The organism is Streptomyces sp. NPDC107471, from assembly GCF_055582845.1.
Map to the genome: position 1 here is coordinate 861310 of NZ_JBVJPC010000001.1, position 20577 is coordinate 881886.

Here is a 20577-nt window from a genome sequence, read left to right on the forward strand (position 1 = left end):
CCCTGGCGGCGCACGTTGTCGATGGCGAGGCGTGTTCGCGGTAAGCGCGAACCGGCCTCGCCATCGTCGTTCCTGCGCGGCTGCGCCGCGCGTGGTGGGGGCTCCGCCACCCACACCCCCTCGCCCGCCGAGCCCTCGGCCGGGAGGTCAGCCGACCGCGATCTCCACGTCCCACGCCCCCGTCGTCGTTCGGCCCGTGACCTTCACACTGACGTCCTCGCCGGGCACCTTGAAGGTCTCGCCGGGCTCGATCGGGGCGTCAGCCAGGGGTGGGTAGACGGAGTTCTCCCAGCAGGCCTCGGTGCGGGGGTGGGCGTCGATCACCTGGATCGGGCCGCCGCCGGACGCCGCGCCGCTGCGGACGCGGTAGACCAGCACACCCTGCCGGCAGATCCCCGCGTCGTTGCCGACCGCCCCGCGCGCCTCGAAGGCGAGCACACTGTCGGACCCGGTGCGCACGACCGCGAGCCGCGTGCCGCGTCCGAGCCCGAACATCCCGGCCCGGTCGGGGCCGGCCCCCACCGGCTCCAGCGTCAGCCGGGCCGGCTTCGGTCCCCGTACGCACACCACCTGCCGGCGCTCCAGCCAGCCCAGCTTCCACTTGTGCCAGGCGAACAGCTCCGGCGCCAGACCGAACTGGCTGCCCATCAGGTCCCAGTCGCCGACGTAGGTGTCCCAGTCGCCCTTGCCGTCCACCGGCCGGTGGTACAGGTCCGGCAGGTCGAAGACGTGCCCGGTCTCGTGGGCCAGCACCAGCCGGTCCGGCGGATGCTTCTCGAACACCGTGACGACCCGGCGGATGTCCGTGCGGTCGGCCCGCAGCGGCACATCCAGGTTGACCACCTTCGTGGCGTCCGAGTCGACGCCCGGCGCGTCCGGATCGGCGACGAAGTAGACGACGTCGTAGCGCGAGAAGTCGACCTGCCCGTCGGCCGCGGCGAGCGCGTCCCGCAGGTAGGCGCCCCGGTCCGCGGCACTCCAGTCGCGCTGTATGGCGTACGCGGTCGACGGCCGCGGCATCCGGATCCAGTGCCGCAGCGGATGCGGGCGCAGCGTGAAGCGGCCGTAGGAGGCGCGTTCGAAGAAGCGGGTGGTGGCCGGGAAGTGGTCGGCGGTGAGCTGGGCGGGGGTGGTGACGGGCGGGGCGTCGGGGAAGGACAGGAAGATCATCACCGCGTCGAGGGCCCGGGCCGGGCGCGGATACGCGGTGTTCCAGGTGTCCAGGCCCTCCGAGTGGTGGGCCTCGGTGCGCTCGAGGGTGCAGGGCGTCGAGGAGAAGGGTCCGGCGACCGAGGGGCCGGTGACGAGGGAGGTGGCGGCGAGGGCCGCCATGGTGGTGAACACGGCGGCGGTGCTGCGCAGTGGGGGACGCGCGAAAGTGCGCGGAAAAGGGCGCGGCAACGGGACCTCCGGGAGCGGTTCACGGGACACCGCACCCAGCCTGTGTTGGTTTGCTGTACTACGTCCTGTTTATCTGCACCGGACGAGTGACTTGGCGTGACCTGCCGAACCGGCCGACACCCCCGAATCACTCACGGAACGTCACAACCGGTCTCGGGCCTGAAGAACCCGTCCAGTCGCGGGCAGAAACGATCTGCCAGAAGGGGTTGCCGGTCCCCCGGAGTGGGCAATGGCTGGAAGGGCCTGGGGGCAGCCTCTATGATCGGCACACTTTCCTGCGCGGACAGCGATCGAGTGCACTGCGGGAGCTAGCGGTGAACGGAACGTCCGAAGGGCCGGCGCCCGCGGCAGACCTCGACGGGTCAGCCGTTACAGAGAGTGACATCGCGACATCTTTTCGTACCGAACCCCCGTCGCATCGCGAGGCCTTCGCGGCGGCGCCGCTGGCCATGGCCGTGGTGAACGGCGAGGGCACGGTGGTCGACGCCAACCCTGCCTTCGGCGAGCTGCTCGGCGCCGTACCGGAGGAGCTGACCGGGACCCCGGCCGCCGACCTGGTGGACCTGGCGTCGGACACCCGCACCTGGCACGCCTATCGCGAGGTGCTGCGCGGCCGGCAGGCGAAGCTGCGCTGCAAGCGCCGGCTCAAGCATCCCGACGGGCACTCCATGTGGGCGCAGATCACCGTCACGCCGCTGGCCACGGACCCGCAGGGCACCCCGGGCGTCCTGCTCTCCGTCGCCGACATCACCGCGCGCCGTGAACTCCAGGCGCGGCTGCGGCACTTGCAGATGCACGACCCGGTGACCCGGCTGCCCAACCGCACACTGTTCTTCGAGCGGCTGACGGCCGCGCTGGAGCCGGAGTCGTACGAACAGGGCGGCACGGGCCGGATCGGGCTGTGCTACCTCGACCTCGACGGGTTCCAGGCCGTCAACGACACCCTCGGCCACCGGGTCGGCGACCGGCTGCTGGCCGCCGTCGCCGAGCGTCTGACGCGCTGCGCGGACGAGGCCGGACAGGACCGGGCGACCGCTCCCCTGGTGGCCCGGCTGGGCGGCGACGAGTTCGCGCTGCTCGTCGAGGACTCCACCGGCACCGAGCAGCTCGCCGACCTGGCCGAGTCCCTGCTGAAGGCGATCCAGGCGCCCTTCGACCTCTCCGGCCACCGGATGTCGGTGTCGGCGTCGATCGGGGTCGTCGAACGGCGGGCGGAGGGCACCTCGGCGACCGGGCTGATGCAGGCCGCCGACACCACGCTGTACTGGGCCAAGGCGGACGGCCGGGACCGCTGGACGCTGTTCGACCCGGAGCGCAACGCCCACCGCATGACCCGCCAGGCGCTCGCCTCCACACTGCGCCCGGCCATCGAGCGCGGCGAGTTCAAGCTGGAGTACCAGCCCCTGGTGGGCATGGAGGACGGCCGGCTGCGCGGGGTCGAGGCGCTGGTGCGCTGGAACCATCCGCAGTTCGGCCTGCTGACGCCGAATCGGTTCATCGCACTGGCCGAGGAGGACGGCTCGATCGTCCCGCTCGGCCGCTGGATCCTCGCCACCGCCTGCCGGCAGGCCCGGCGGTGGCAGCTCGACCACCCCGACGAGCCGCCGATCTTCGTCAGCGTCAATGTGGCGGTCCGTCAGGTCTGGGACTCCGACCTGGTCGCGGACGTGGCGCAGACCCTCGCGGAGACCGGCCTGGCCCCGCACCTGCTCCAGCTCGAACTGACCGAGTCCGCGGTGATGGGTTCGGCGGGCCGCCCGCTCCAGGCCCTCCAGGCGCTGAGCGACATGGGCGTCGGCATCGCGATCGACGACTTCGGCACGGGCTACTCCAACCTCGCCTACCTCAGCCGCCTGCCGGTCTCGGTCCTGAAGCTGGACGGCTCCTTCGTCCGCGGCTTCCAGTACGAGGGTGAGGGCGTCGCCCCGAACCCGGCCGACGAGGTCGTCGTGGAGGCGATGATCCAGCTCGCCCACCGCCTGGGGCTCACGGTCACCGCGGAGTGCGTCGAGACCTCGGCCCAGGCCACCCGGCTGCGCCGGATCGGCTGCGACACCGGCCAGGGCTGGCTGTACTCGCGGCCGGTGTCGCCGGATCGTATCTCCGGGCTGATGGGCGTGCAGGCGTAGGCACTCCGCAGGGGTGCCGCGGTGTGCTGCCGGGCGTCCGCGGCCGTGTCGTGGCCGGTCGCGCGGCTCCCCGCGCCCCTTCCGCGCGTCGCCGAACCGTGACCGGCTCCGCCCGGCCGGCTCAGGGTGCCGTCGGCAGCCCGTAGGCGTCCGCGACCAGCTCGTACGAGCGCAGGCGCACGTCGCCGCTGTGGGCGTTGCCGGTGAGCATCAGTTCGTCGGCGCCGGTGCGCTTGTGGAGGTCGTCGAGGCCGGCGCGGACCTCGTCGGCGGTGCCGTGGATCACGTTGGCGTTCCAGGAGGTGGCGAACTCCTCCTCCATGGGGCTGAACTCGTGGGCCTCCGCCTCCTCGGGGGTGGGGACCAGCCCGGGGCGGCCGGTGCGCAGCCGGATCATGCTGAGCGCGGCGGCGCGGACCTGGCGGCGGGCCTCCTTCTCGTCGTCGGTGGCGAGGGCGGAGACGCCGATGAGGGCGTAGGGCTCGTCGAGGACCGCGGAGGGCCGGAAGGACTCGCGGTACAGGTCCAGGGCCGGGATGGTGTTCTGCGCCGAGAAGTGGTGCGCGAAGGCGAAGGGCAGGCCGAGGGAGCCGGCCAGCCGGGCGCTGAAGCCGGAGGAGCCGAGCAGCCAGACGGGCGGCCGGTGCGGGGACTGGACTCCGCCGGGCGAGGTCGCCTGGACGGGCCCGGGCACCGCGTGGATACGGCGGTAGGGGTGGCCGTCGGGGAAGTCGTCGTCCAGGAAGCGGGTGAGCTCCATGAGCTGCTCGGGGAAGTCGTCGGCGCCCTCGTGCAGCCGGTCGGTGCGGCGCAGGGCGGCCGCGGTGGCCCCGTCGGTGCCCGGCGCCCGGCCGAGGCCCAGGTCGACCCGGCCCGGGGCCAGCGCCTCCAGCGTGCCGAACTGCTCGGCGATCACCAGCGGGGCGTGGTTCGGGAGCATGACACCGCCCGAACCGAGCCGGATGCGGTGGGTGTGGGCGGCGAGGTGGGCGAGGATCACCGCGGGCGAGGAGGACGCCACGCCCGGCATGGAGTGGTGCTCGGCGACCCAGTAGCGGTGGAAGCCGCGGGACTCGGCGAGCCCGGCGATGGCGACGCTGGTGCGCAGGGCGTCGGTGGCCGTGCGTCCGGCGCCGACGGTGACCAGGTCGAGTACCGAGAGGGGTACGGGGGCGGTGCCCTGTGCGGTACCCCGGATCTCGTCTTCCGCCACGGTGGGCTCCTCCTGTGTGTGCCGTGCGCTGTCGCTCTGCGCGTAACAGGGGGACGCCCCCGGTTGTTCCCGGGGTCTGCGCGAGGGGCGGCGCGGGACGGGTCCGCCGCGGCCCTACGGAGCATCAGATTCCGTATCCGGCAAGGGAGTTCACCGCTTGCGGCGGGGTCGCGGGGGTACCCGAAATGCCCCGATACCCAACCGGAGGCAGTTTTCATGACGCGCTCTGAGACCCCGCGACCGAAAGGGCCCGGCACCCTGGAGCCCGGCACGAGACAACGCGACCAGCTCTCCGTCCGCATCGCCGACACCGCCTGGACCGCGCTGTGTGTGGTGGCCGGCCTGTGGGCGATCCTGACCTGCGTGGACGCCGTGCGCGGCTCGGGCTCGTGGGCCTACTGCGTGGTGGCGCTCGCCCTGCTCACCATCGGTCTGACGATGCGGATCGTCGGCATCCGGCGCCGGTCCCGGACCCACCTGTGAGGGGGAACACCATGGACCGCGTCAACACCTTCCTCGGCAAACATCTGTGGCTCCAGTTCGCGCTGTCGGTGCTGGTCGCCGCGGCCATGGTCCTGCTGCTGTTCCCCGGGCGGTCGGCCGGCTCGGTCCTGGTGCGCACGGCCCTCACCTCGGTCGGCGGGATCGCCGTCGTGCTCGCGGTGCGCCGCAAGGAGAAGCGGGCCGCCGGATCGACGGACGGGCTCGTCTCGCTGGACCGCAAGCTGCGCCGCGGCGAGGTCCCCGCCGCGCCCGAGGAGCGGCAGGCCATGCGTGACCTGGTGGAACAGCGCCTGCATCGCACCCGCCACCGCATCGCGGCCCAGATCTTCCTCGCCGTCATGGTGGGAGCCGTCGTGGTGCTGACGGCCCTGACCGCGGAACTGCGCCAGACCCTCGGCTTCACCGTGTTCGCCGTCGTCTTCGTGGGCTGGATGATCGTCCACGGCAACGTCCAGCACCGGCGGCTGCGCACCATGCGCGCGGCGCTCACCGCCGGGGCCCCGCAGGAGTCCCGGCGGTGAGCGCCTGCGGCCGCCCGGGTCAGACCTGGACGATCGGCTCCCTCGTGAACAGCGCCCCCAGCGAGGGAGCGTTCACCCGGCGGTCGGTCAGCCGCAGGGCCTCCCAGACGGTGACCTGGTTGGCGGTGAGGACCGGCTTGCCGAGCTCCTTCTCCAGGGCGGGGATGTGGGTGGCCGTGCGGAGTGCGGTGTCCGGGAGGAGCACCGCCTCGGCGTCCGGCGCGTCGGCCTCCCGGGCCAGCGCGAACACCTCCTCCTCGCCCCAGGTGCCGACCTCCGCGGCGGTGACGATCCCGGCGGCGCGGAGCCGGCCGACCTCGACCCCGCCCGCCCGCAGGAACTCCGCGAACAGGCCCGCCACGTCGTCCGGGTAGGTCGCCGCGACCGCCACCCGTGCGGCCCCGATCTCCTTCGCCGCGTGCACGAAGGCGAAGGAGGCCGAGGAGGCGGGCAGGCCGGCCGTGACGGCCAGGGTGCGGACCTGTTCCTGGGCGTCCTCCCAGCCGTGCACGAAGCTGCCGCTGGTGCAGGCCCAGACGACGGACTCGGCACCCGACATGCGCAGTTCCTCGACGCCCGCGGCGAGCCGCTCGGCGGAGCCCATCTCCAGGAGGGCGTCCACGCGGTGGGCGTCCGTGCCGATGTCGGTGTGCACCACGTCCAGGCGGATGTCGCTGCCCAGGAGCTGTTCGATGCGCGGATAGTCGTCCTCGGCGGAGTGGCCCGGGTAGAGGAATCCGAGTGCGGTCATGTCCAGCCTTCCTGCTGCTGTTCTCCGTCCGGCAGTTCCCGGACTGCCGGCAGACCCGGAATCTCCGGGCGCACGGGACCGGACCTCGCCGCCGGGTCGATCAGCGCCTGGTACGGTCCCACGGCTCGGGTACCCAGTCGGCGCAACGCCGCCCACATGGTCACCTGGTTGGCTGAGATCACCGGGATGCGCAGCTCCGCCTCCAGTTGCGGGATGACGTCGTACGTCGGCAGGTCGGTGCAGCTCATGAACAGCGCCTGGGCGTCGGCCCGTACGGCCTGGTGGGCGCCGGACGTGGTCAGGGAGGGGACGGCGCCCGCCCTGGTCATGGCCGCGCACATGACGCGCTCCCCGGCGATCCCACCGACGAAGCTGCCCGAGGTGCAGGCGTAGGCGACCACCTCGGGGCCGACGGCGTTGAGGGTGCGCACGGCCTCGCGCAGGGTCTCGTGCTCGCTCACGAGGCGGGCCAGGTCGAGGCCGACCTCGACGGGGACGTACGGGGTGCGGGTCAGATGGAGGGAGATCCCGTCCGGGACCGGCCTCACGGTGAGAGACGGGGGGACAGCGCAGCGTGCACAACGCCTGTGTTGACGAAGGTAGGTTCGGGTGCGAGCGTGGTCAATCCGCCCAAGCCACACGCTCCTGAACACCGGGACGGCCGCCGGTGTCCCCACCCGCGCCGGACGCCCGACAGCCCCCGCGTTCAGCACAGAAACGGTGCCTTGATGTCCGTCCCCACCCTTCTGGTCCTCGACGCCGACCCGCTCCCCCGGCTCGGAAGGCTCACCGGCCGGGCCCGTGTCGAGCACGCGGACGAAACCACGCTCGCCGAGCGGCTGCCGTCCGCCGACGTGCTGCTGGTCTGGGACTTCACCTCGACCGCCGTGCGGGACGCCTGGCCGGGCGAGGGCCCGCGGCCGCGCTGGGTGCACACCGCGAGCGCGGGCGTGGACCACCTGATGTGCCCCGAACTCGCCGCCTCCGACACGGTGGTGACGAACGCCCGCGGGGTCTTCGACCAGCCGATCGCCGAGTACGTCGCCGCACTGGTCCTGACGATGGCCAAGGACCTGCCGCGGACCCTGGAGCTCCAGCGCGAGGGCGTGTGGCGGCACCGGGAGTCCCAGCGGGTGGCCGGCACGCGCGCGTGCGTGGTCGGTACCGGGCCGATCGGCCGGGCGATCGTCGCCACCCTCAAGGCGCTCGGCGTCACGACCGCCCTGGTCGGCCGCCGCTCCCGCACCGGGATCCACGGCCCCGACGACCTCGACCGGCTGATGGCCCGCGCGGACTGGGTGATCGCGGCGGCCCCGCTCACCGCGGAGACGCACGGCATGTTCGACGCCCGCCGCTTCGGGATGATGCAGCCCTCGGCCCGGTTCATCAACATCGGGCGCGGTCCGCTCGTCGTCGAGGAGGCGCTGGTGGAGGCGGTGTCCAAGCGGTGGATCGCCGGGGCCGCCCTCGACGTCTTCGCCACCGAACCCCTTCCCGCCGAGAGCCCGTTGTGGCGGGTGCCGGGGCTGATCGTCTCCCCGCACATGAGCGGCGACACGGTCGGCTGGCGCGATGAACTGGGCACGCAGTTCGTGGAGTTGTACGACCGCTGGTCGGCGGGCAGATCACTGACGAACGTGGTCGACAAAGAACGCGGGTATGTACCGGGGCACTGACCGCCGAACAGAGGGGCAGCACATGCAGGACCTCTCGGAACTGACCGCCGTACAACTCGTCGAGGGTTACCGCAAGGGCGAGTTCAGCCCCGTCGAGGCCACCCGGGCGGCCCTGGAGCGGGCCGAGCGGGTCCAGCCGGAGGTGAACGCGTTCGTGCGGCTGACCGGCGAGGAGGCCCTGGCGCAGGCGCGCGCGTCGGCCGACCGCTGGCGGCGCGGGGAGCCGTGCGGGGCGGTCGACGGTGTCCCGGTCACGGTGAAGGACATCCTGCTGACGCGGGGCGTCCCGACCCTGAAGGGCTCCCGGACGATCCCGGAGAGCGGCACCTGGGACGAGGACGCGCCCTCCGTCGCCCGACTGCGCGAGCAGGGTGCCGTGTTCCTCGGCAAGACGACCACTCCGGAGTTCGGCTGGAAGGGCGTCACCGACTCACCGCTGTCCGGCGTGACCCGCAATCCCTACGACCCCGCACGCACCGCGGGCGGCTCCAGCGGCGGTGCCGCGGCGGCCGTGGCGCTCGGCGCCGGGCCGCTCGCGCTGGGCACGGACGGCGGGGGCAGTGTGCGCATCCCGGCCGCGTTCTGCGGGATCTTCGCCCTGAAGCCGACGTACGGCCGGGTGCCGCTCTACCCGGCGAGCGCCTTCGGCACCCTGGCCCATGTCGGCCCCATGACCCGCGACGCGGCCGACGCGGCGCTGCTGCTCGACGTCATCGGGGCGCCCGACTCCCGCGACTGGTCGGCCCTCGGCCCCGCGGCCGGCCCGTTCACGGCGGCCCTGTCGGGCGGGGTGCGCGGCCTGCGGATCGCCTACTCGCCGTCCCTCGGCGGCCAGGTGGCCGTCCGACCCGGGGTCGCGGCGGCGGTGCGGCGGGCCGTGGAACGCCTCGCCGGACTCGGCGCCTACGTCAGCGAGACCGACCCCGACTTCGCCGACCCGGTGGACGCCTTCCACACCCTGTGGTTCAGCGGGGCGGCCCGGGTGACCCAGCATCTCGGGCCGCACCAGCGGGAGCTGCTGGACCCGGGACTCCGGGAGATCCGCGGCCTCGGGTCCCGCATGAGCGCGCTCGACTACCTGGCCGCGGTGGACGTCCGGATGGAACTCGGGCGCCGGATGGGCCGTTTCCACGACTCCTACGACCTGCTGGTCACCCCGACCCTGCCGATCACCGCGTTCGAGGCGGGCCGGGAGGTCCCGAAGGGGTCGGGGCAGCGCCGCTGGACGGGGTGGACGCCGTTCACGTACCCCTTCAACATGACGCAGCAGCCGGCGGCGAGCGTGCCCGTCGGGACGGACGACGCCGGGCTGCCGGTCGGGCTCCAGATCGTGGCGGCCCGGCACCGGGACGACCTGGTGCTGCGGGCGGCGCACGCCCTGTACGAGGCGCAGGCGGCGGGCATCCGGCCGCCCGCCCTCTCCGGTGCGGGGTGAGTGCTAGGCCCGGCTGAAGCGGAGGCTCTCGCCGAGGGCGCCCGAGCGCCAGAGGTCGTTGCACCCCTCGGCCAGGGCGTTCAGCCCCTCCATCACCTGGCCCCGGACGATGCCCGGCACCCAGCCCACGTCGGCGTTCACGAGGAGGTTGTTGCGCTCGTAGAACAGGGCCAGGTCGACCACCGTCGTGTCCGGGCGGACCTCGCGGTCGTAGCCGTGGGACGCCGTGCCGAGTCGGAGACGTCACGGGCGAGCGGGAGCGCGTCCCGTACGGCGGCACAGGTGATCGGCGCCCGGTCGTCGAGGAGCTTTGCGGTCGCGGTGATCCCGCGTTTGACCAGCGAGACTTCGATGTAGCGGTCAGCCATGCACTCCATGGTCCCGCGCGGGTCAAGAGGGCCTCGGATGGAAAACAGGGCTCAAATCGATCCGCATAAGTCGCATCCGGTCGGGTAGCCGCGCCGCCATGGCTCCACCACTGGAACACGGCGAACACATATCCGGGACCACCCGCCGATCGCTGCTCGCGGGGGTGGCGGCGCTCGGCGCACTGGGCGCCGCCGGCTGCTCACGCGTGGCCACCGCCTCCACCGAAGGCGGCGGTGACCTGCTCGACCGACTCAGAGCGGCGGGTGTCGTACGGCTGGGAATCGCCGGTGAGATCCCCTTCGGATACATCGACAAGAACGGCGAACTGACCGGCGAGGCACCGGAACTCGCGAGGGTCGTTTTCAAGCGGCTCGGGGTGAACCGGGTGCAGCCCGTGCCCACCGAGTTCGGGTCGCTCATTCCCGGACTGAATTCGCAGCAGTTCGATGTAGTGGCGGCCGGGATGTATGTCACCCCGGAACGCTGCGAACAGGTGATCTTCGCCGATCCCGACTATCAGATGCTCGATTCCTTCATCGTCCGCAAGGGAAATCCAAAAGGTCTTCACAACTACAAGGACGTCGTCGAGAAGAAGGCGAAGTTCGCCACCGGCACCGGCTATGCGGAGATCGGGTACGCCGTCGAGGCCGGCTACAAGGAGAGCGACATCCTGATCGTTCCCGACCAGGTCGCCGGGCTCAACGCGGTGGAGGCGGGCCGCGTCGACGTGTTCGCCGGGACCGCGCTCACCACCCGTGAGGTGGTGAAGAAATCGGCCAAGGCGGAGGCGACGAAGGCCTTCACCCCGACCGTGGGCGGCAAGCCGCACGTGGACGGGGGTGCCTTCGCGTTCCGCCGCACCGAGACGAACCTGCGGGACGCCTTCAACGTCGAGCTGCGGAAGCTGAAGAAGAGCGGGGAGCTGCTCCGGGTGCTCAAGCCCTTCGGGTTCACACGGGCCGAGATGACGGACCTGACCGCGAAGGAGCTGTGCGGCGGATGACCTCCGGACTCTGGGAACTGGTGCTCAAAGGTGTCTGGACCACGGTCCAGCTCCTGTTCTTCAGCGCGGTCCTCGCCGCCGCCGTGTCCTTCGTGGTCGGCGTCGCGCGCACCCACCGGCTGTGGATCGTCCGCTTCCTCGCGGGCTTCTACACCGAGGTGTTCCGCGGCACCTCCGCGCTGGTGATGATCTTCTGGGTGTTCTTCGTGCTGCCCCCGGCCTTCGGGTGGCAGCTCGTCCCGATGTGGGCGGGCACGCTCGCACTGGGGCTGACCTACGGGGCGTACGGCTCCGAGATCGTGCGCGGGGCGCTCAAGGCCGTCGACCCGGCGCAGCAGGAGGGCGGGATCGCGCTGAGCTTCACGCCCTGGCAGCGCCTCCGGCTGATCCTGCTGCCGCAGGCGGTGCCGGAGATGATCCCGCCGTTCTCCAACCTGCTGGTCGAACTGCTCAAGGGCACCGCGCTGGTGTCCGTGATGGGCATGGGCGACCTGGCCTTCAGCGGCAACCTGGTGCGGCTCGCGCTCCAGGAGAGCGCCGGGATCTACACGTATCTGCTGCTCATCTACTTCGTGATCGCCTTCCTGCTCACCCGGCTGATGCGGGGCCTGGAGAAGAAGCTCAAGGCGGGGGTCGGCAAGGCGCCCACCCGTGAGGTGAAGGTGCCCGAGCCGGTCGGAGGTGGTGTCTGATGGAGTGGGACTGGAGCGCCGTGGGCGACTTCATGCCGCAGTTCTGGGACGGTCTGCTGGTCACCCTGCAGGCCCTCGCGCTCGGCTCGCTGATCTCCTTCGCGCTGGGCCTGGTGTGGGCGCTGCTGATGCGCGCGCCCTCGCGGTTCGTGCGCTGGCCCGTCGGGGTGGTCACGGAGTTCGTGCGCAACACCCCGCTGCTGGTCCAGCTCTTCTTCCTCTTCTACGTGCTGCCCGAGTGGGGCGTGACCCTCTCCGCGCTGGCCACCGGTGTCATCGGGATCGGGCTGCACTACTCGACGTACACGATGCAGGTCTACCGGGCCGGTATCGAGGCGGTGCCGGCCGGCCAGTGGGAGGCGGCGACCGCGCTGAACCTGCCGCGGGTGCGGACCTGGCAGGTGGTGATCCTGCCGCAGGCGATCCGCCGGGTCGTGCCGGCCCTCGGCAACTACGTGATCTCGATGCTCAAGGACACGCCGATGCTCATGGTCATCACGGTCCTGGAGATGCTCGGTGAGGCGCGGCTGTTCGCCCAGGAGCACTTCCAGTTCACCGAGCCGCTGACCGTGATCGGCGTGGCCTTCATCGTCATCTCCTACCTGGCCTCCCTTCTCCTGCGATCCCTGGAGCGACGTCTTGTCCGCTGACACCCCGCTGATGAAAGAACCCGACGCGCACACCAACCCGCCGGTCGACGGCAGTGAGCTGATCCGCTTCGAGGACGTGACCAAGCGGTTCGGGTCGAACACGGTCCTGGACCGGCTGAACTTCTCCGTCGACTCCGGCAAGCACGTGACGCTGATCGGTCCCTCCGGGTCCGGCAAGACCACGATCCTGCGCATGCTGATGACGCTGACCAAGCCCGACGAGGGCACGGTCACCGTCGACGGCGCGAAGCTCTTCCCGGCGCCCGAGAAGCAGCTCCGCGAGGTCCGCAAGAAGATCGGGATGGTCTTCCAGCAGTTCAACCTGTTCCCGAACATGACGGTCCTGCGCAACATCACCGAGGCGCCCGTCACCGTGCTCGGCATGTCCAAGGACGAGGCGGAGGCACGCGCGCGTGAGCTGCTCGACCTGGTGGGGCTCGCGGACAAGGCCGGGGCCCGGCCGACCCAGTTGTCCGGCGGGCAGCAGCAGCGGGTGGCGATCGCGCGGGCCCTGGCGATGCGGCCGCGGGTGCTGCTGCTGGACGAGGTGACCTCGGCGCTCGACCCGGAGCTGGTCGCCGGCGTCCTCGACGTGCTGCGGGACATCGCCCGCACCACCGACATCACGATGCTCTGCGTGACCCACGAGATGAACTTCGCCCGGGACATCTCCGACCAGGTCCTGATGTTCGACTCGGGCCGGATCATCGAGTCGGGCCCGCCGGAGAAGATCTTCAGCGACCCGGCGCAGGACCGCACCCGGGAATTTCTGAGCGCGGTTCTCTGACCGCGATAAGTGAACAGCGTTCAATCTCCGAGGTCCCGGACCCGGGTCATGCCGTTGGCATGTGCCAGCGTGTCAGCGCCCCTGCTGAGAGGCCCCGGTCCGGGGCCGGAATCTCGTCAACAGCCGCTCACTACAAGCCTTTTGCCGGTTATCGTGGAAGGGATCGCTGTCTGGATTACGGCCCAGTAGTAGTGCGACCGAGCGAGCGCAGGGGGAACACCGTGGCGCTGAAGCACGAGCCGACCGCGCCGTACCACTCGGCCCAGGACGCGCTGCGCGTCCTGGAGACCGTGGCACGGCACACCGCCGGAGTCACCGACGTCGAACTCGCCCGCACCACCGGCCTCGGCCCGGAGCGACTGACCGCGCTCCTGAGGATGCTGCGCCGCGAGGGGTACGTCGAGCAGGTCGCCGACGGCGCGTACGTGACGGGGGACGCCCTGACCAGGCTGACCTCCGCGCACGACCGCGACGAGGCCCTGCGCGACAAGCTCCAGCGCACCCTCGACGCACTGCGCGACTCGATCGGCGCGGCCGTCTACATCAGCCGGTACGTCGACGGCGAGGTCACCATCGCCCAGTACGCCGACGGTCCCGCGACCCCGGCGGTCAACGAGTGGGTGGACTTCCGCTCCTCCGCGCACGCGACGGCGCTGGGCAAGAGCCTGCTCAGCCAGCTCGACCACAACGGCCGCCGCGACCACCTCTCCCGGCACCGCATGACCCGTCTCACCTCGCGCACCATCACCAACGACAAGCTGCTGCTCTCCCGCCTGGAGGCCCAGCCGCCGACCGTCCCCCACCTCGATCTCCAGGAGTACGCGGTGGGCACGGTGTGCGCGGCGGTGCCGATCACCGCGGGGTCCTCGGTGGGATGCCTCGCGCTGTCCCTGCCGGTCGACCAGGCGCATCGGCTGCGCCAGGCGACGGACCGGTTGAACCGGAGCGCGGCGCCGGTTCTTCTGTCACTGGCGATCTAGGAGCGGTGCGGGCGCTCGCCCGTGGTCAGAAGCACCCCTTCCGACCGGGTAGTATTTTCTCTGTCGCCAGCCGCCGAAGGCGGAGGGCGAGAGTCATGCGCCGCTAGCTCAGTTGGTTAGAGCAGCTGACTCTTAATCAGCGGGTCCGGGGTTCGAGTCCCTGGCGGCGCACCGGTGAAGGGCCTTTCGTGGGAGCGAAGGGCCCTTCGGCGTTTTCCCAGGTGCCGTGAGGTCGGCTGGGGGTCTGGGGGTCATCCCCGAGAGGCCCTTCGGCGTTTCCCGAGGTCAGTCTCCGGTATGTCTTCCGGCCCGGTGGCCGCCACCACACCGGGTCCGTGCAGTGCAGGCCCTCCTTCCTGAGCCGTGCCCGCTGGACCTTGTGCGTCGCGGTGACCGGCATCCGGTCCACCACCCGTACGAACCTGGGCGCCATCTTCGTGCCGAGGTCGGGCTGGGCCGCCAGGAAGGCCGCGAAGGCGACCGGGTCGAAGGTCCCCGCGATCGTCGCCATCACCTGGTCCCCGGTCACCGGATCCGGCACCGCGTACACGGCGACGGCCACCGCCCCCTCGTAGCGCGCGAGGATGTTCTCGATCATCGCGGCGGCCAGGTTCTCGCCGTCGACGCGGATCCTGTCGTCGGTGCGGCCGGCGAAGTAGAGGTGGTCGTCGCGGTCGCGGTAGAAGAGGTCACCGGTCCAGTACCAGCCTCCGCGGCGCCGCTCCGCCTCCGCCCCGGGGTTGCGCCAGTACCCCTCGAAGGGGTTCGGGCCGGTGTTGACCAGCTCCCCTATCGCCTCGTCCCCGTTCAGCAGCCGCCCGGCCGCGTCGAAGCGCGCGGGCGGACACTCCTCGCCCGTGTCCTGGTGCAGTACGACGAGCCCCGGCCCCGCCCGCCCCACCGCGCCCGCCGGAGTCCCCGGCGCCCACTGGATCGCCGCGCCGCCCTCGGAGGACCCGTACCCCTCGACCAGCCGCACCCCGAACCGCCGCTCGAAGGCCGCCGCGTGCACGGCCCCCGCCTCGGTGCCGAAGCCGAGCCGCAGCGGGTTGTCCCGGTCGTCCGCGCGTTCCTCGGTGGCCAGCACGTACTGGATCGCCCGGCCGACATAGGTGAAGTACGTCGCCCCGTACGCGCGCACGTCCGCCAGGAACCCCGTGGCCGAGAACCGCCGCCTGAGCGCGACGCCCGCCCCGGTCGCGAGCGCGGGCGCCCAGTCGGCGATCACCGCGTTGCCGTGGAACATCGGCATGCAGACGTAGTGCACCCCGTCCGGCCCGAGCCGGAACTGGTCGGCCAGGGAACGCCCGGCGGCGGCCAGCCGGCCCTGGGAGCAGAGCGCGGCCTTGGGGGCGCCGGTCGAGCCGGAGGTGAAGCAGAGGAGCAGCCGGTCCCCGGGCACCGCGCGGGAGGCGTCCGGTTCGGCGCCGGCGTAGGGCGCGAGGAGGGTGTCGTACTCCTCGGTGCCAGTCACCAGCAGGCGGACGCCGGGGAGGTCGAGCCCCCGCAGCAACGGCAGGCGGGACGGCTCGGTGATCAGCAGGCGGCACTCGGTGTGCAGGATGTCGCGGGCCAGTTCGGGACCCCGGCGGGTGGGGTTGACGCCGGCGACCGCGGTACGGGCGAGGGCGGCGGCGCCCAGCCACAGCGGGTACTCGGGGGTGTTGTCGAGCAGCACCCCGATATGGCACCCGGCGCCCGGCAGCAGGTCGGTGAGCAGGGCCGCCCGGGCCGCGGCGCCCGCCGCCACCTCGTGGTGGGTGAACTCCCGCCCCTCGAACCACAGTCCGGGCCGGTGGTCGCCCCACCGGCCGGCGACGAGCTCCGCGACCGTACGCCTCCTGGAGTCCATGGGCGCGTACGGTAGTTGACGGTCCGTCAGATGTGGAGGGCTAGGACAACGCGAAGGCGGCCATGAGGCCGGCGCAGAACAGGACGGCCACTCCGGCGAAGACCACCACCGCGAAGGCGGCGCAGCCGTGACCGCCGCCGCCCGGGCGGGCCGTGGCCACGACGCGGGCACCCTCGGCGTAGTGCACGGTGACGACGTCGCCCTCCAGCACGGTGCCCGGGCCGCCCTCCTCCTCGAAGCGGACGATCCGCCCGTCGCGGGCTCTGAACTCGTACACATGGCGCAGGCTCGTGCGCACCCGGCTGTCGCCGCCGCCGTGCGCCACGGCGTACACCCGCAGGCACCGCCCCTCGGCGGTGAGCCCGCTCGTCCAGGCGCTGCGCATCCGCAGCCAGCGCCGCACCGCGAGGTACGCGCCGGACAGGACCACCGCCATGATCAGGACCGGAATGACGTAGAAGAAGGCACTCATGGCAGATCCCCCGAGGTCAGGCACCGATCACGGGATCGCGTGACCGTGTGGGGGAACCTACCCCGGGGGACGCCTGGACTGTCTCAAGCGATGCTCAGAACGTGACGTCCGAGCAGGCGTAGAACGCGTTCGCCGTGTCGGCGATCGTCCATACCGCGACGATCACATGCCGTCCGCTGAGCCCGGACGGCAGGGTGCCGCTGTGCGAGAGGGTGGAAGGGGGTCGCTGGCCGTTGTAGGGGACGGTCAGGAACGGGGTGAGGTTGAGGTCGGAGCGGGCCAGGTTGTGGTTCTGGTTCCAGCCCGGCTTGGTGACGTAGTACTTGAAGTCGGTCGTGGCGTGCATGGCGGTGAACTGCCAGCGGAACGTGTAGCTCTGCCCGCCCGTCACCTTCGTCGCCGGCCATGCGGCGCCCGACGGTGTTTTCGGCGCACTGAGCTGGCTGAACTGGCTCAGGCCGGCGTTGCATATCTGCCCGTCGGCGGGACCGGAGGCCGGGAAGCCCTTCGGGCCCTCGACGCTCTGCGGCTCCCACTGGATCGAGCCGCAGTTCGCCACCGTGCCGTTCTGGCAGAGCTTCTGCCTGCTGATGGGGAGGTCGGTGTAGCCGTGGCCGCTGGCGCCGCCGGAGGAGAGCACGAGGGCTCCGGTGGTGGCGAGGCCCATCACCGCGGCGTACCACTTGGTCTTTTTGCGCATGCTGCCGCTCCTGGAGAACGTGGGGGAGGTTCAGTGAGCTTGCAGGTCTAGACCAAGTCCCAGATTATTACTGACTGTTGAACATGTCCATACCAACTACGCCCCTTGTTCTCCGCGCCCGGCGCAGAACGCCACCGTCAAGTCCTTCACCAGCGCCTTGCGTTCGTAGTCGTCGAGCTCCACCAGGCCCCGCATGGTCAGCCGGGTCACCGTGTCCTCCACCGAGTCCACCACCGAGGTCAGCATGGTGGCCCGCTGCTGGGCGTCCAGCGCGGCGATCCGGCGGCGGTGCATCGCGGCGGCGACCTCGGGGGCGTACTCCACGCGCAACGGCTGCACCGAGAACACCTCGACACCGACGGGCGCGGTCTCCGCGGCCACCAGCCGGGTCAGCGCCTCCCCCGCCGTGTCGGCCGAGCCCCGGCCGGACCCCGGCGCCTCCACCGGCACCCGGGCGAGCGCGGCCTCGACGCACTCGCGCAGATACGTCTCGTGGTCGTCGACGCCGAGCGTGGCCCGCGCGGTGTCCCGCACCCGCCACACCACCAGCACCACCACCCGCAGCGCGACCCCGCTCGCGTCGGCGGCCGCCATCGGCTCGCCGCGCCAGTGCCGCAGCCGTACGTCGACCCGGCGGCGCAGCAGCAGCGGGTTGACCCACATCAGACCGGTGCGCCGGACGGTCCCCCGGTAGCGGCCGAACAGACCGAGCACCCAGGCCCGTCCGGTCCGGCCGCGGGCCAGTCCCCCGAAGCCGAACAGACCGAGGGCACCGGCTCCGGCGTACGCCCCCCACTGCGCCGGCCCCAGGGCCGCGCCCGCGAACGCCGGGACCCGCAGCGCCTCCAGGGCGAGCCGCGGCAGTACGCCGGCCCACCACGAGGTGACCGCGCAGCCGGCCAGTCCGCAGGCGCCGGCGAGGACGCCCAGCGAGCCCGGCAGCACCCGCGCGGGGCGCTCAGCCAGCCCGGGGTCGACGTCGGGGGCGGGCCGCGGGGCGACCCGGTCGGGCCTGCGCAGCCGGGGCTGTTCGCCGGTGCCCTGCCGGCGGGCCACCACCGCGGGCTTCAGCGGCACCGACACCGGGTCCGGGTCGTCACGGAAGAGCAGATGGACCGGGATCTCGGTGGTCGCCTCGTTCTGGATGAGCCGGGCGGGGCGCGCGTGGCCCTCGGACTCCGGTGTGGATGAAGTGGTCGTACTCATGCGTGTCTCCAGCCTCCGCGCCAGATGTCACCACAGGTGGTTACGAGAAGAGCCGCCGCCAGGTCTCCGGACCCGGGTAGCCGTCCGCTGCGCCGCCCCGCCAGCCCTGGGCGCGCTGGAAGGCCTCGACGCCCCGCCGGTCCGGCTCGCCCCAGCGCGGACCCGGCCCGGTCGTGTAGTACTTGCCGAACCCTTTCTTCACGAGCTGTCTGCCGAGCCGGGTGACGTACTCGTTGTTCGCGCCGGGCCGGAACATCGCGCGCCCCGGGTAGCCGGGCACGCCGTGCGAGGAGGGCACCGACGGGCCGGCCGCCCCCGTCTGTCCGCCCGCCGCTCCGATGTCCTTGCCCCTGCCGGTCACCAGCAGCGTCCAGGTCTGCGCCCCGGGCAGACCGTCGGCGTCCCCGCCCCGCCAGCCCTGCGCCCGCTGGAACGCCTGGGTGGCCCTGCGGTCCGCGTCGGTCCAGCGGGGGCCCGGGCCGGAGGTGTAGTAGCGCCCGGCGCCGCGCTGCACGAGCATGCGGCCGAGCTGGGTGACGTACTTGTTGTTGGCCCCGGGACCGAAGTACGCGGGGCCCGGGAAGGGCGTCGCGTCCGGCGCCTCCGGCTTGCCGTTGTCCGGAACGGTCGTGCCGGGCTCGGCCGGGGCCGGTTCCGCCGAGGCACCCGCGAGCCCCTTGTACCGGTAGGCCACGTACCGGTCCGAGTTGCTCCAGTAGGCGTACGGGGTGGCCTGCTTGCGGGCGTACGGGCGGGTCTCCTCGTAGGCGAGGTAGTAGGTGTGCGTGTAGTCGGTCCAGCCGCCGAAGATGACGACGTGGGAGCCCTGCTCGGGGTTGGACGGGTTGTGGAAGAGCAGGATGTCGCCGGGCTGGAGGTCGTCCTTGGCGATCCTGATGCCGTACTGGGCGAGGCTGCCGGTCCATTCGTTGCCCGGCAGGTTCCAGGCCATGGACACGAAGCCCGAGCAGTCCTGCCGGTAGCCGTCGCCCCAGTAGGCGGACATGCTGTACGGCACCTTCGCGGCGACCCACTGCTTGGCCCGCCGGATGATGTCGGCCCGGGTGGTGGTCGGCGTCCTCGCGACCCCCGGCCTGCCGCCGGGGCCGTGCAGCGGGGCCTTGCGGCCCTGCGGTGTGTCGGGCTCGTCGACCGCGGGTCCGCCCGGCCGGGCCGGGGCGTGCGGGGCGGCGAAGGCGGGGGCCGCGTGGACCGCGCCGAGGGCGGTGGAGGCCGCGGCGGCGAGGATCACGGCCCGGGTGGTGGCGGGGTGACCGCCGGTCGAGCGGGGCAGGACGCGCCGCCAGTGGACGCATCCGGGGCAGTCGCAGTCGCTCGCGGGGTCGATCTCCTCGAACACCGGAGTCTCCATGCGACGCCCCTCACACTCCAGAAAGAAATGTCCGCAACTGTGCACATTCGTCAGTTTCTCAACTGTCGCCCGGACGCGCATGCTGACGGTCCGAATGATGTACGGCGATCCGGAGCACCCTTCCGCGTCGGGTAGAGTTGTGCAGGTCAGCAGGCGCCGCTAGCTCAGTTGGTTAGAGCAGCTGACTCTTAATCAGCGGGTCCGGGGTTCGAGTCCCTGGCGGCGCACCGACGATGACAGGCCTCCCACGCAAGCGGGGGGCCTGTCATGTTTGGACGAGTTGCTTCGGCGCGCCGGGGGCACCGGGTCCGGGCAGTGGCGGCTGGGGGTCCGGGGGTCGTCCCCCGGGAAGACGCAGCATCAGCGGGTCCGGGGTTCGAGTCCCTGGCGGCGCACCGACGAAGAAAGGCCCCTCGCCCAGCGGGGGGTCTTTCTGCATGCGGGGACCTGGCCCGGCGGGGGGCGTTTCCGCAGGGAGGGTTCTCGACCGGCGGGGGCCTTTCCGTAGGGAGGGGTCTCGACCGGCGAGGGGCCGTTCCGCACGGAGGGGGCTCGACCGGTCGCGGCCCTTCCATGCGGAGGGGCGTGAACCGGATCGGGGTGGTGGACGTACGGATGTCCGCAACGACTCCACAAGGCCCCCACAGGAGCCACAATGAACGCGTATGACCGGTAAACACCGTGTTTCGCATCTTGCGATCATGATGAGCACCGTAGAACCCTGGTTTTCAAGATGCTGCGTATACGCGGCAGTTGGGGGGCAAGGAGACGGTTGCCGGTGTTGCGGGGAAAGGGGGCCCCGCCGCTGAGGATGCCGGAGGGGGCGTCTGCAACCGGAAGGTCGCTGTTACCTGTCTAATGCTG

18 protein-coding genes, 2 tRNA genes and 2 pseudogenes are annotated in these 20577 nt (G+C 71.8%); 12 read left to right on the plus strand and 10 right to left on the minus strand.

Translation table 11 applies throughout. The annotated features are described in order from the left end of the window. Positions 1-147: 147 nt before the first annotated feature. Positions 148-1431 (minus strand): M6 family metalloprotease domain-containing protein, encoded by a 1284-nt coding sequence (locus ACZ66S_RS03790; protein ID WP_469899422.1) that lies wholly within the window; start codon positions 1429-1431, stop codon positions 148-150. Positions 1432-1715: 284 nt separating this feature from the next. Between ACZ66S_RS03790 and ACZ66S_RS03795 the strand changes: the two genes are divergently transcribed. Further along, positions 1716-3530 (plus strand): putative bifunctional diguanylate cyclase/phosphodiesterase, encoded by a 1815-nt coding sequence (locus ACZ66S_RS03795; RefSeq protein WP_469899424.1) that lies wholly within the window; start codon positions 1716-1718, stop codon positions 3528-3530. Between the two features lie 121 nt (positions 3531-3651). Here the strand turns inward: ACZ66S_RS03795 and ACZ66S_RS03800 are convergent, their stop codons facing one another. Next, on the minus strand, positions 3652-4743 hold the full coding sequence (locus tag ACZ66S_RS03800) for an LLM class flavin-dependent oxidoreductase (RefSeq protein WP_469899426.1): 1092 nt from the start codon (positions 4741-4743) through the stop codon (positions 3652-3654). A gap of 216 nt (positions 4744-4959) precedes the next feature. Between ACZ66S_RS03800 and ACZ66S_RS03805 the strand changes: the two genes are divergently transcribed. Then, positions 4960-5226: a hypothetical protein gene (locus ACZ66S_RS03805; protein WP_469899427.1), complete on the plus strand. Its 267-nt coding sequence runs from the start codon at positions 4960-4962 to the stop codon at positions 5224-5226. An 11-nt stretch (positions 5227-5237) separates the two neighbouring features. Further along, positions 5238-5768, plus strand: coding sequence for a hypothetical protein (locus ACZ66S_RS03810; protein ID WP_469899429.1), 531 nt, complete (start codon positions 5238-5240; stop codon positions 5766-5768). Positions 5769-5787: 19 nt separating this feature from the next. On the opposite strand, the gene ACZ66S_RS03815 is transcribed toward ACZ66S_RS03810, so the two are convergent. Together ACZ66S_RS03815 and ACZ66S_RS03820 are read right to left on the minus strand one after the other, a co-directional pair. Continuing rightward, complete coding sequence (locus ACZ66S_RS03815) at positions 5788-6519, minus strand: maleate cis-trans isomerase family protein (RefSeq protein WP_469899430.1); 732 nt, start codon at positions 6517-6519, stop codon at positions 5788-5790. After that, positions 6516-7064: pseudogene (locus ACZ66S_RS03820) on the minus strand (aspartate racemase/maleate isomerase family protein); the annotation flags it as partial. The gene ACZ66S_RS03815 and the pseudogene ACZ66S_RS03820, both read right to left, overlap by 4 nt. A 183-nt stretch (positions 7065-7247) precedes the next feature. On the opposite strand from ACZ66S_RS03820, the gene ACZ66S_RS03825 reads away from it, so the two are divergent. Beyond that, on the plus strand, positions 7248-8195 hold the full coding sequence (locus ACZ66S_RS03825; RefSeq protein ID WP_469899431.1) for a D-2-hydroxyacid dehydrogenase: 948 nt from the start codon (positions 7248-7250) through the stop codon (positions 8193-8195). Positions 8196-8217: 22 nt separating this feature from the next. After that, on the plus strand, positions 8218-9630 hold the full coding sequence (locus tag ACZ66S_RS03830; RefSeq protein ID WP_469899432.1) for an amidase: 1413 nt from the start codon (positions 8218-8220) through the stop codon (positions 9628-9630). Positions 9631-9633: 3 nt separating this feature from the next. On the opposite strand, the pseudogene ACZ66S_RS03835 reads toward ACZ66S_RS03830, so the two are convergent. After that, positions 9634-9998 (minus strand): annotated as a pseudogene (locus ACZ66S_RS03835) (DUF3830 family protein). 98 nt (positions 9999-10096) lie between these two features. On the opposite strand from ACZ66S_RS03835, the gene ehuB reads away from it, so the two are divergent. The 6 genes from ehuB (at position 10097) to ACZ66S_RS03865 (ending at position 14282) form a co-directional block, all read left to right on the plus strand. Continuing rightward, positions 10097-11002: an ectoine/hydroxyectoine ABC transporter substrate-binding protein EhuB gene (gene ehuB, locus ACZ66S_RS03840; protein WP_469899434.1), complete on the plus strand. Its 906-nt coding sequence runs from the start codon at positions 10097-10099 to the stop codon at positions 11000-11002. Next, entirely contained in the window at positions 10999-11694 is a 696-nt protein-coding gene (gene ehuC, locus ACZ66S_RS03845) for an ectoine/hydroxyectoine ABC transporter permease subunit EhuC (RefSeq protein ID WP_469899436.1), read from the plus strand. The genes ehuB and ehuC overlap by 4 nt, the downstream gene beginning before the upstream one ends. Next, positions 11694-12344: an ectoine/hydroxyectoine ABC transporter permease subunit EhuD gene (gene ehuD, locus ACZ66S_RS03850; RefSeq protein WP_351988270.1), complete on the plus strand. Its 651-nt coding sequence runs from the start codon at positions 11694-11696 to the stop codon at positions 12342-12344. Before ehuC ends, ehuD begins: the two co-directional genes overlap by 1 nt. 10 nt (positions 12345-12354) lie before the next feature. Beyond that, a complete protein-coding gene (gene ehuA, locus ACZ66S_RS03855) occupies positions 12355-13131 on the plus strand; it encodes an ectoine/hydroxyectoine ABC transporter ATP-binding protein EhuA (protein ID WP_469899676.1) in 777 nt (258 codons plus the stop codon). Positions 13132-13352: 221 nt separating this feature from the next. Beyond that, positions 13353-14111, plus strand: coding sequence for an IclR family transcriptional regulator (locus tag ACZ66S_RS03860; protein WP_469899438.1), 759 nt, complete (start codon positions 13353-13355; stop codon positions 14109-14111). A gap of 97 nt (positions 14112-14208) precedes the next feature. Beyond that, positions 14209-14282, plus strand: a tRNA-Lys gene (locus tag ACZ66S_RS03865). Here the strand turns inward: ACZ66S_RS03865 and ACZ66S_RS03870 are convergent. The 5 genes from ACZ66S_RS03870 to ACZ66S_RS03890 form a co-directional block, all read right to left on the minus strand. Then, on the minus strand, positions 14248-15963 hold the full coding sequence (locus tag ACZ66S_RS03870; protein ID WP_469899439.1) for an AMP-binding protein: 1716 nt from the start codon (positions 15961-15963) through the stop codon (positions 14248-14250). The genes ACZ66S_RS03865 and ACZ66S_RS03870 overlap by 35 nt on opposite strands. Positions 15964-16003: 40 nt before the next feature. After that, complete coding sequence (locus tag ACZ66S_RS03875) at positions 16004-16435, minus strand: hypothetical protein (protein ID WP_469899440.1); 432 nt, start codon at positions 16433-16435, stop codon at positions 16004-16006. Positions 16436-16529: 94 nt separating this feature from the next. Continuing rightward, on the minus strand, positions 16530-17135 hold the full coding sequence (locus ACZ66S_RS03880; RefSeq protein WP_469899441.1) for a lytic polysaccharide monooxygenase auxiliary activity family 9 protein: 606 nt from the start codon (positions 17133-17135) through the stop codon (positions 16530-16532). A 96-nt stretch (positions 17136-17231) separates the two neighbouring features. Next, entirely contained in the window at positions 17232-18341 is a 1110-nt protein-coding gene (locus tag ACZ66S_RS03885; RefSeq protein WP_469899443.1) for an SPFH domain-containing protein, read from the minus strand. A gap of 40 nt (positions 18342-18381) precedes the next feature. Then, a complete protein-coding gene (locus ACZ66S_RS03890) occupies positions 18382-19713 on the minus strand; it encodes a peptidoglycan-binding protein (protein WP_469899444.1) in 1332 nt (443 codons plus the stop codon). 153 nt (positions 19714-19866) lie between these two features. On the opposite strand from ACZ66S_RS03890, the gene ACZ66S_RS03895 reads away from it, so the two are divergent. Then, a tRNA-Lys gene (locus ACZ66S_RS03895) sits at positions 19867-19940 on the plus strand. Positions 19941-20577: the final 637 nt, after the last annotated feature.

Bases quoted from the DNA above. Each gene is read 5' to 3' on its own strand.
- ACZ66S_RS03825 (WP_469899431.1), top strand. From the start codon at position 7,248: ATGTCCGTCCCCACCCTTCTGGTCCTCGACGCCGACCCGCTCCCCCGG.
- ACZ66S_RS03830 (WP_469899432.1), top strand. From the start codon at position 8,218: ATGCAGGACCTCTCGGAACTGACCGCCGTACAACTCGTCGAGGGTTAC.
- ACZ66S_RS03805 (WP_469899427.1), top strand. From the start codon at position 4,960: ATGACGCGCTCTGAGACCCCGCGACCGAAAGGGCCCGGCACCCTGGAG.
- ACZ66S_RS03880 (WP_469899441.1), bottom strand. From the start codon at position 17,135: ATGCGCAAAAAGACCAAGTGGTACGCCGCGGTGATGGGCCTCGCCACC.
- ACZ66S_RS03885 (WP_469899443.1), bottom strand. From the start codon at position 18,341: ATGAGTACGACCACTTCATCCACACCGGAGTCCGAGGGCCACGCGCGC.
- ACZ66S_RS03870 (WP_469899439.1), bottom strand. From the start codon at position 15,963: ATGGACTCCAGGAGGCGTACGGTCGCGGAGCTCGTCGCCGGCCGGTGG.
- ACZ66S_RS03890 (WP_469899444.1), bottom strand. From the start codon at position 19,713: ATGGAGACTCCGGTGTTCGAGGAGATCGACCCCGCGAGCGACTGCGAC.
- ACZ66S_RS03815 (WP_469899430.1), bottom strand. From the start codon at position 6,519: ATGACCGCACTCGGATTCCTCTACCCGGGCCACTCCGCCGAGGACGAC.
- ehuB (WP_469899434.1), top strand. From the start codon at position 10,097: ATGGCTCCACCACTGGAACACGGCGAACACATATCCGGGACCACCCGC.
- ACZ66S_RS03810 (WP_469899429.1), top strand. From the start codon at position 5,238: ATGGACCGCGTCAACACCTTCCTCGGCAAACATCTGTGGCTCCAGTTC.
- ehuC (WP_469899436.1), top strand. From the start codon at position 10,999: ATGACCTCCGGACTCTGGGAACTGGTGCTCAAAGGTGTCTGGACCACG.
- ehuD (WP_351988270.1), top strand. From the start codon at position 11,694: ATGGAGTGGGACTGGAGCGCCGTGGGCGACTTCATGCCGCAGTTCTGG.
- ACZ66S_RS03875 (WP_469899440.1), bottom strand. From the start codon at position 16,435: ATGAGTGCCTTCTTCTACGTCATTCCGGTCCTGATCATGGCGGTGGTC.
- ehuA (WP_469899676.1), top strand. From the start codon at position 12,355: ATGAAAGAACCCGACGCGCACACCAACCCGCCGGTCGACGGCAGTGAG.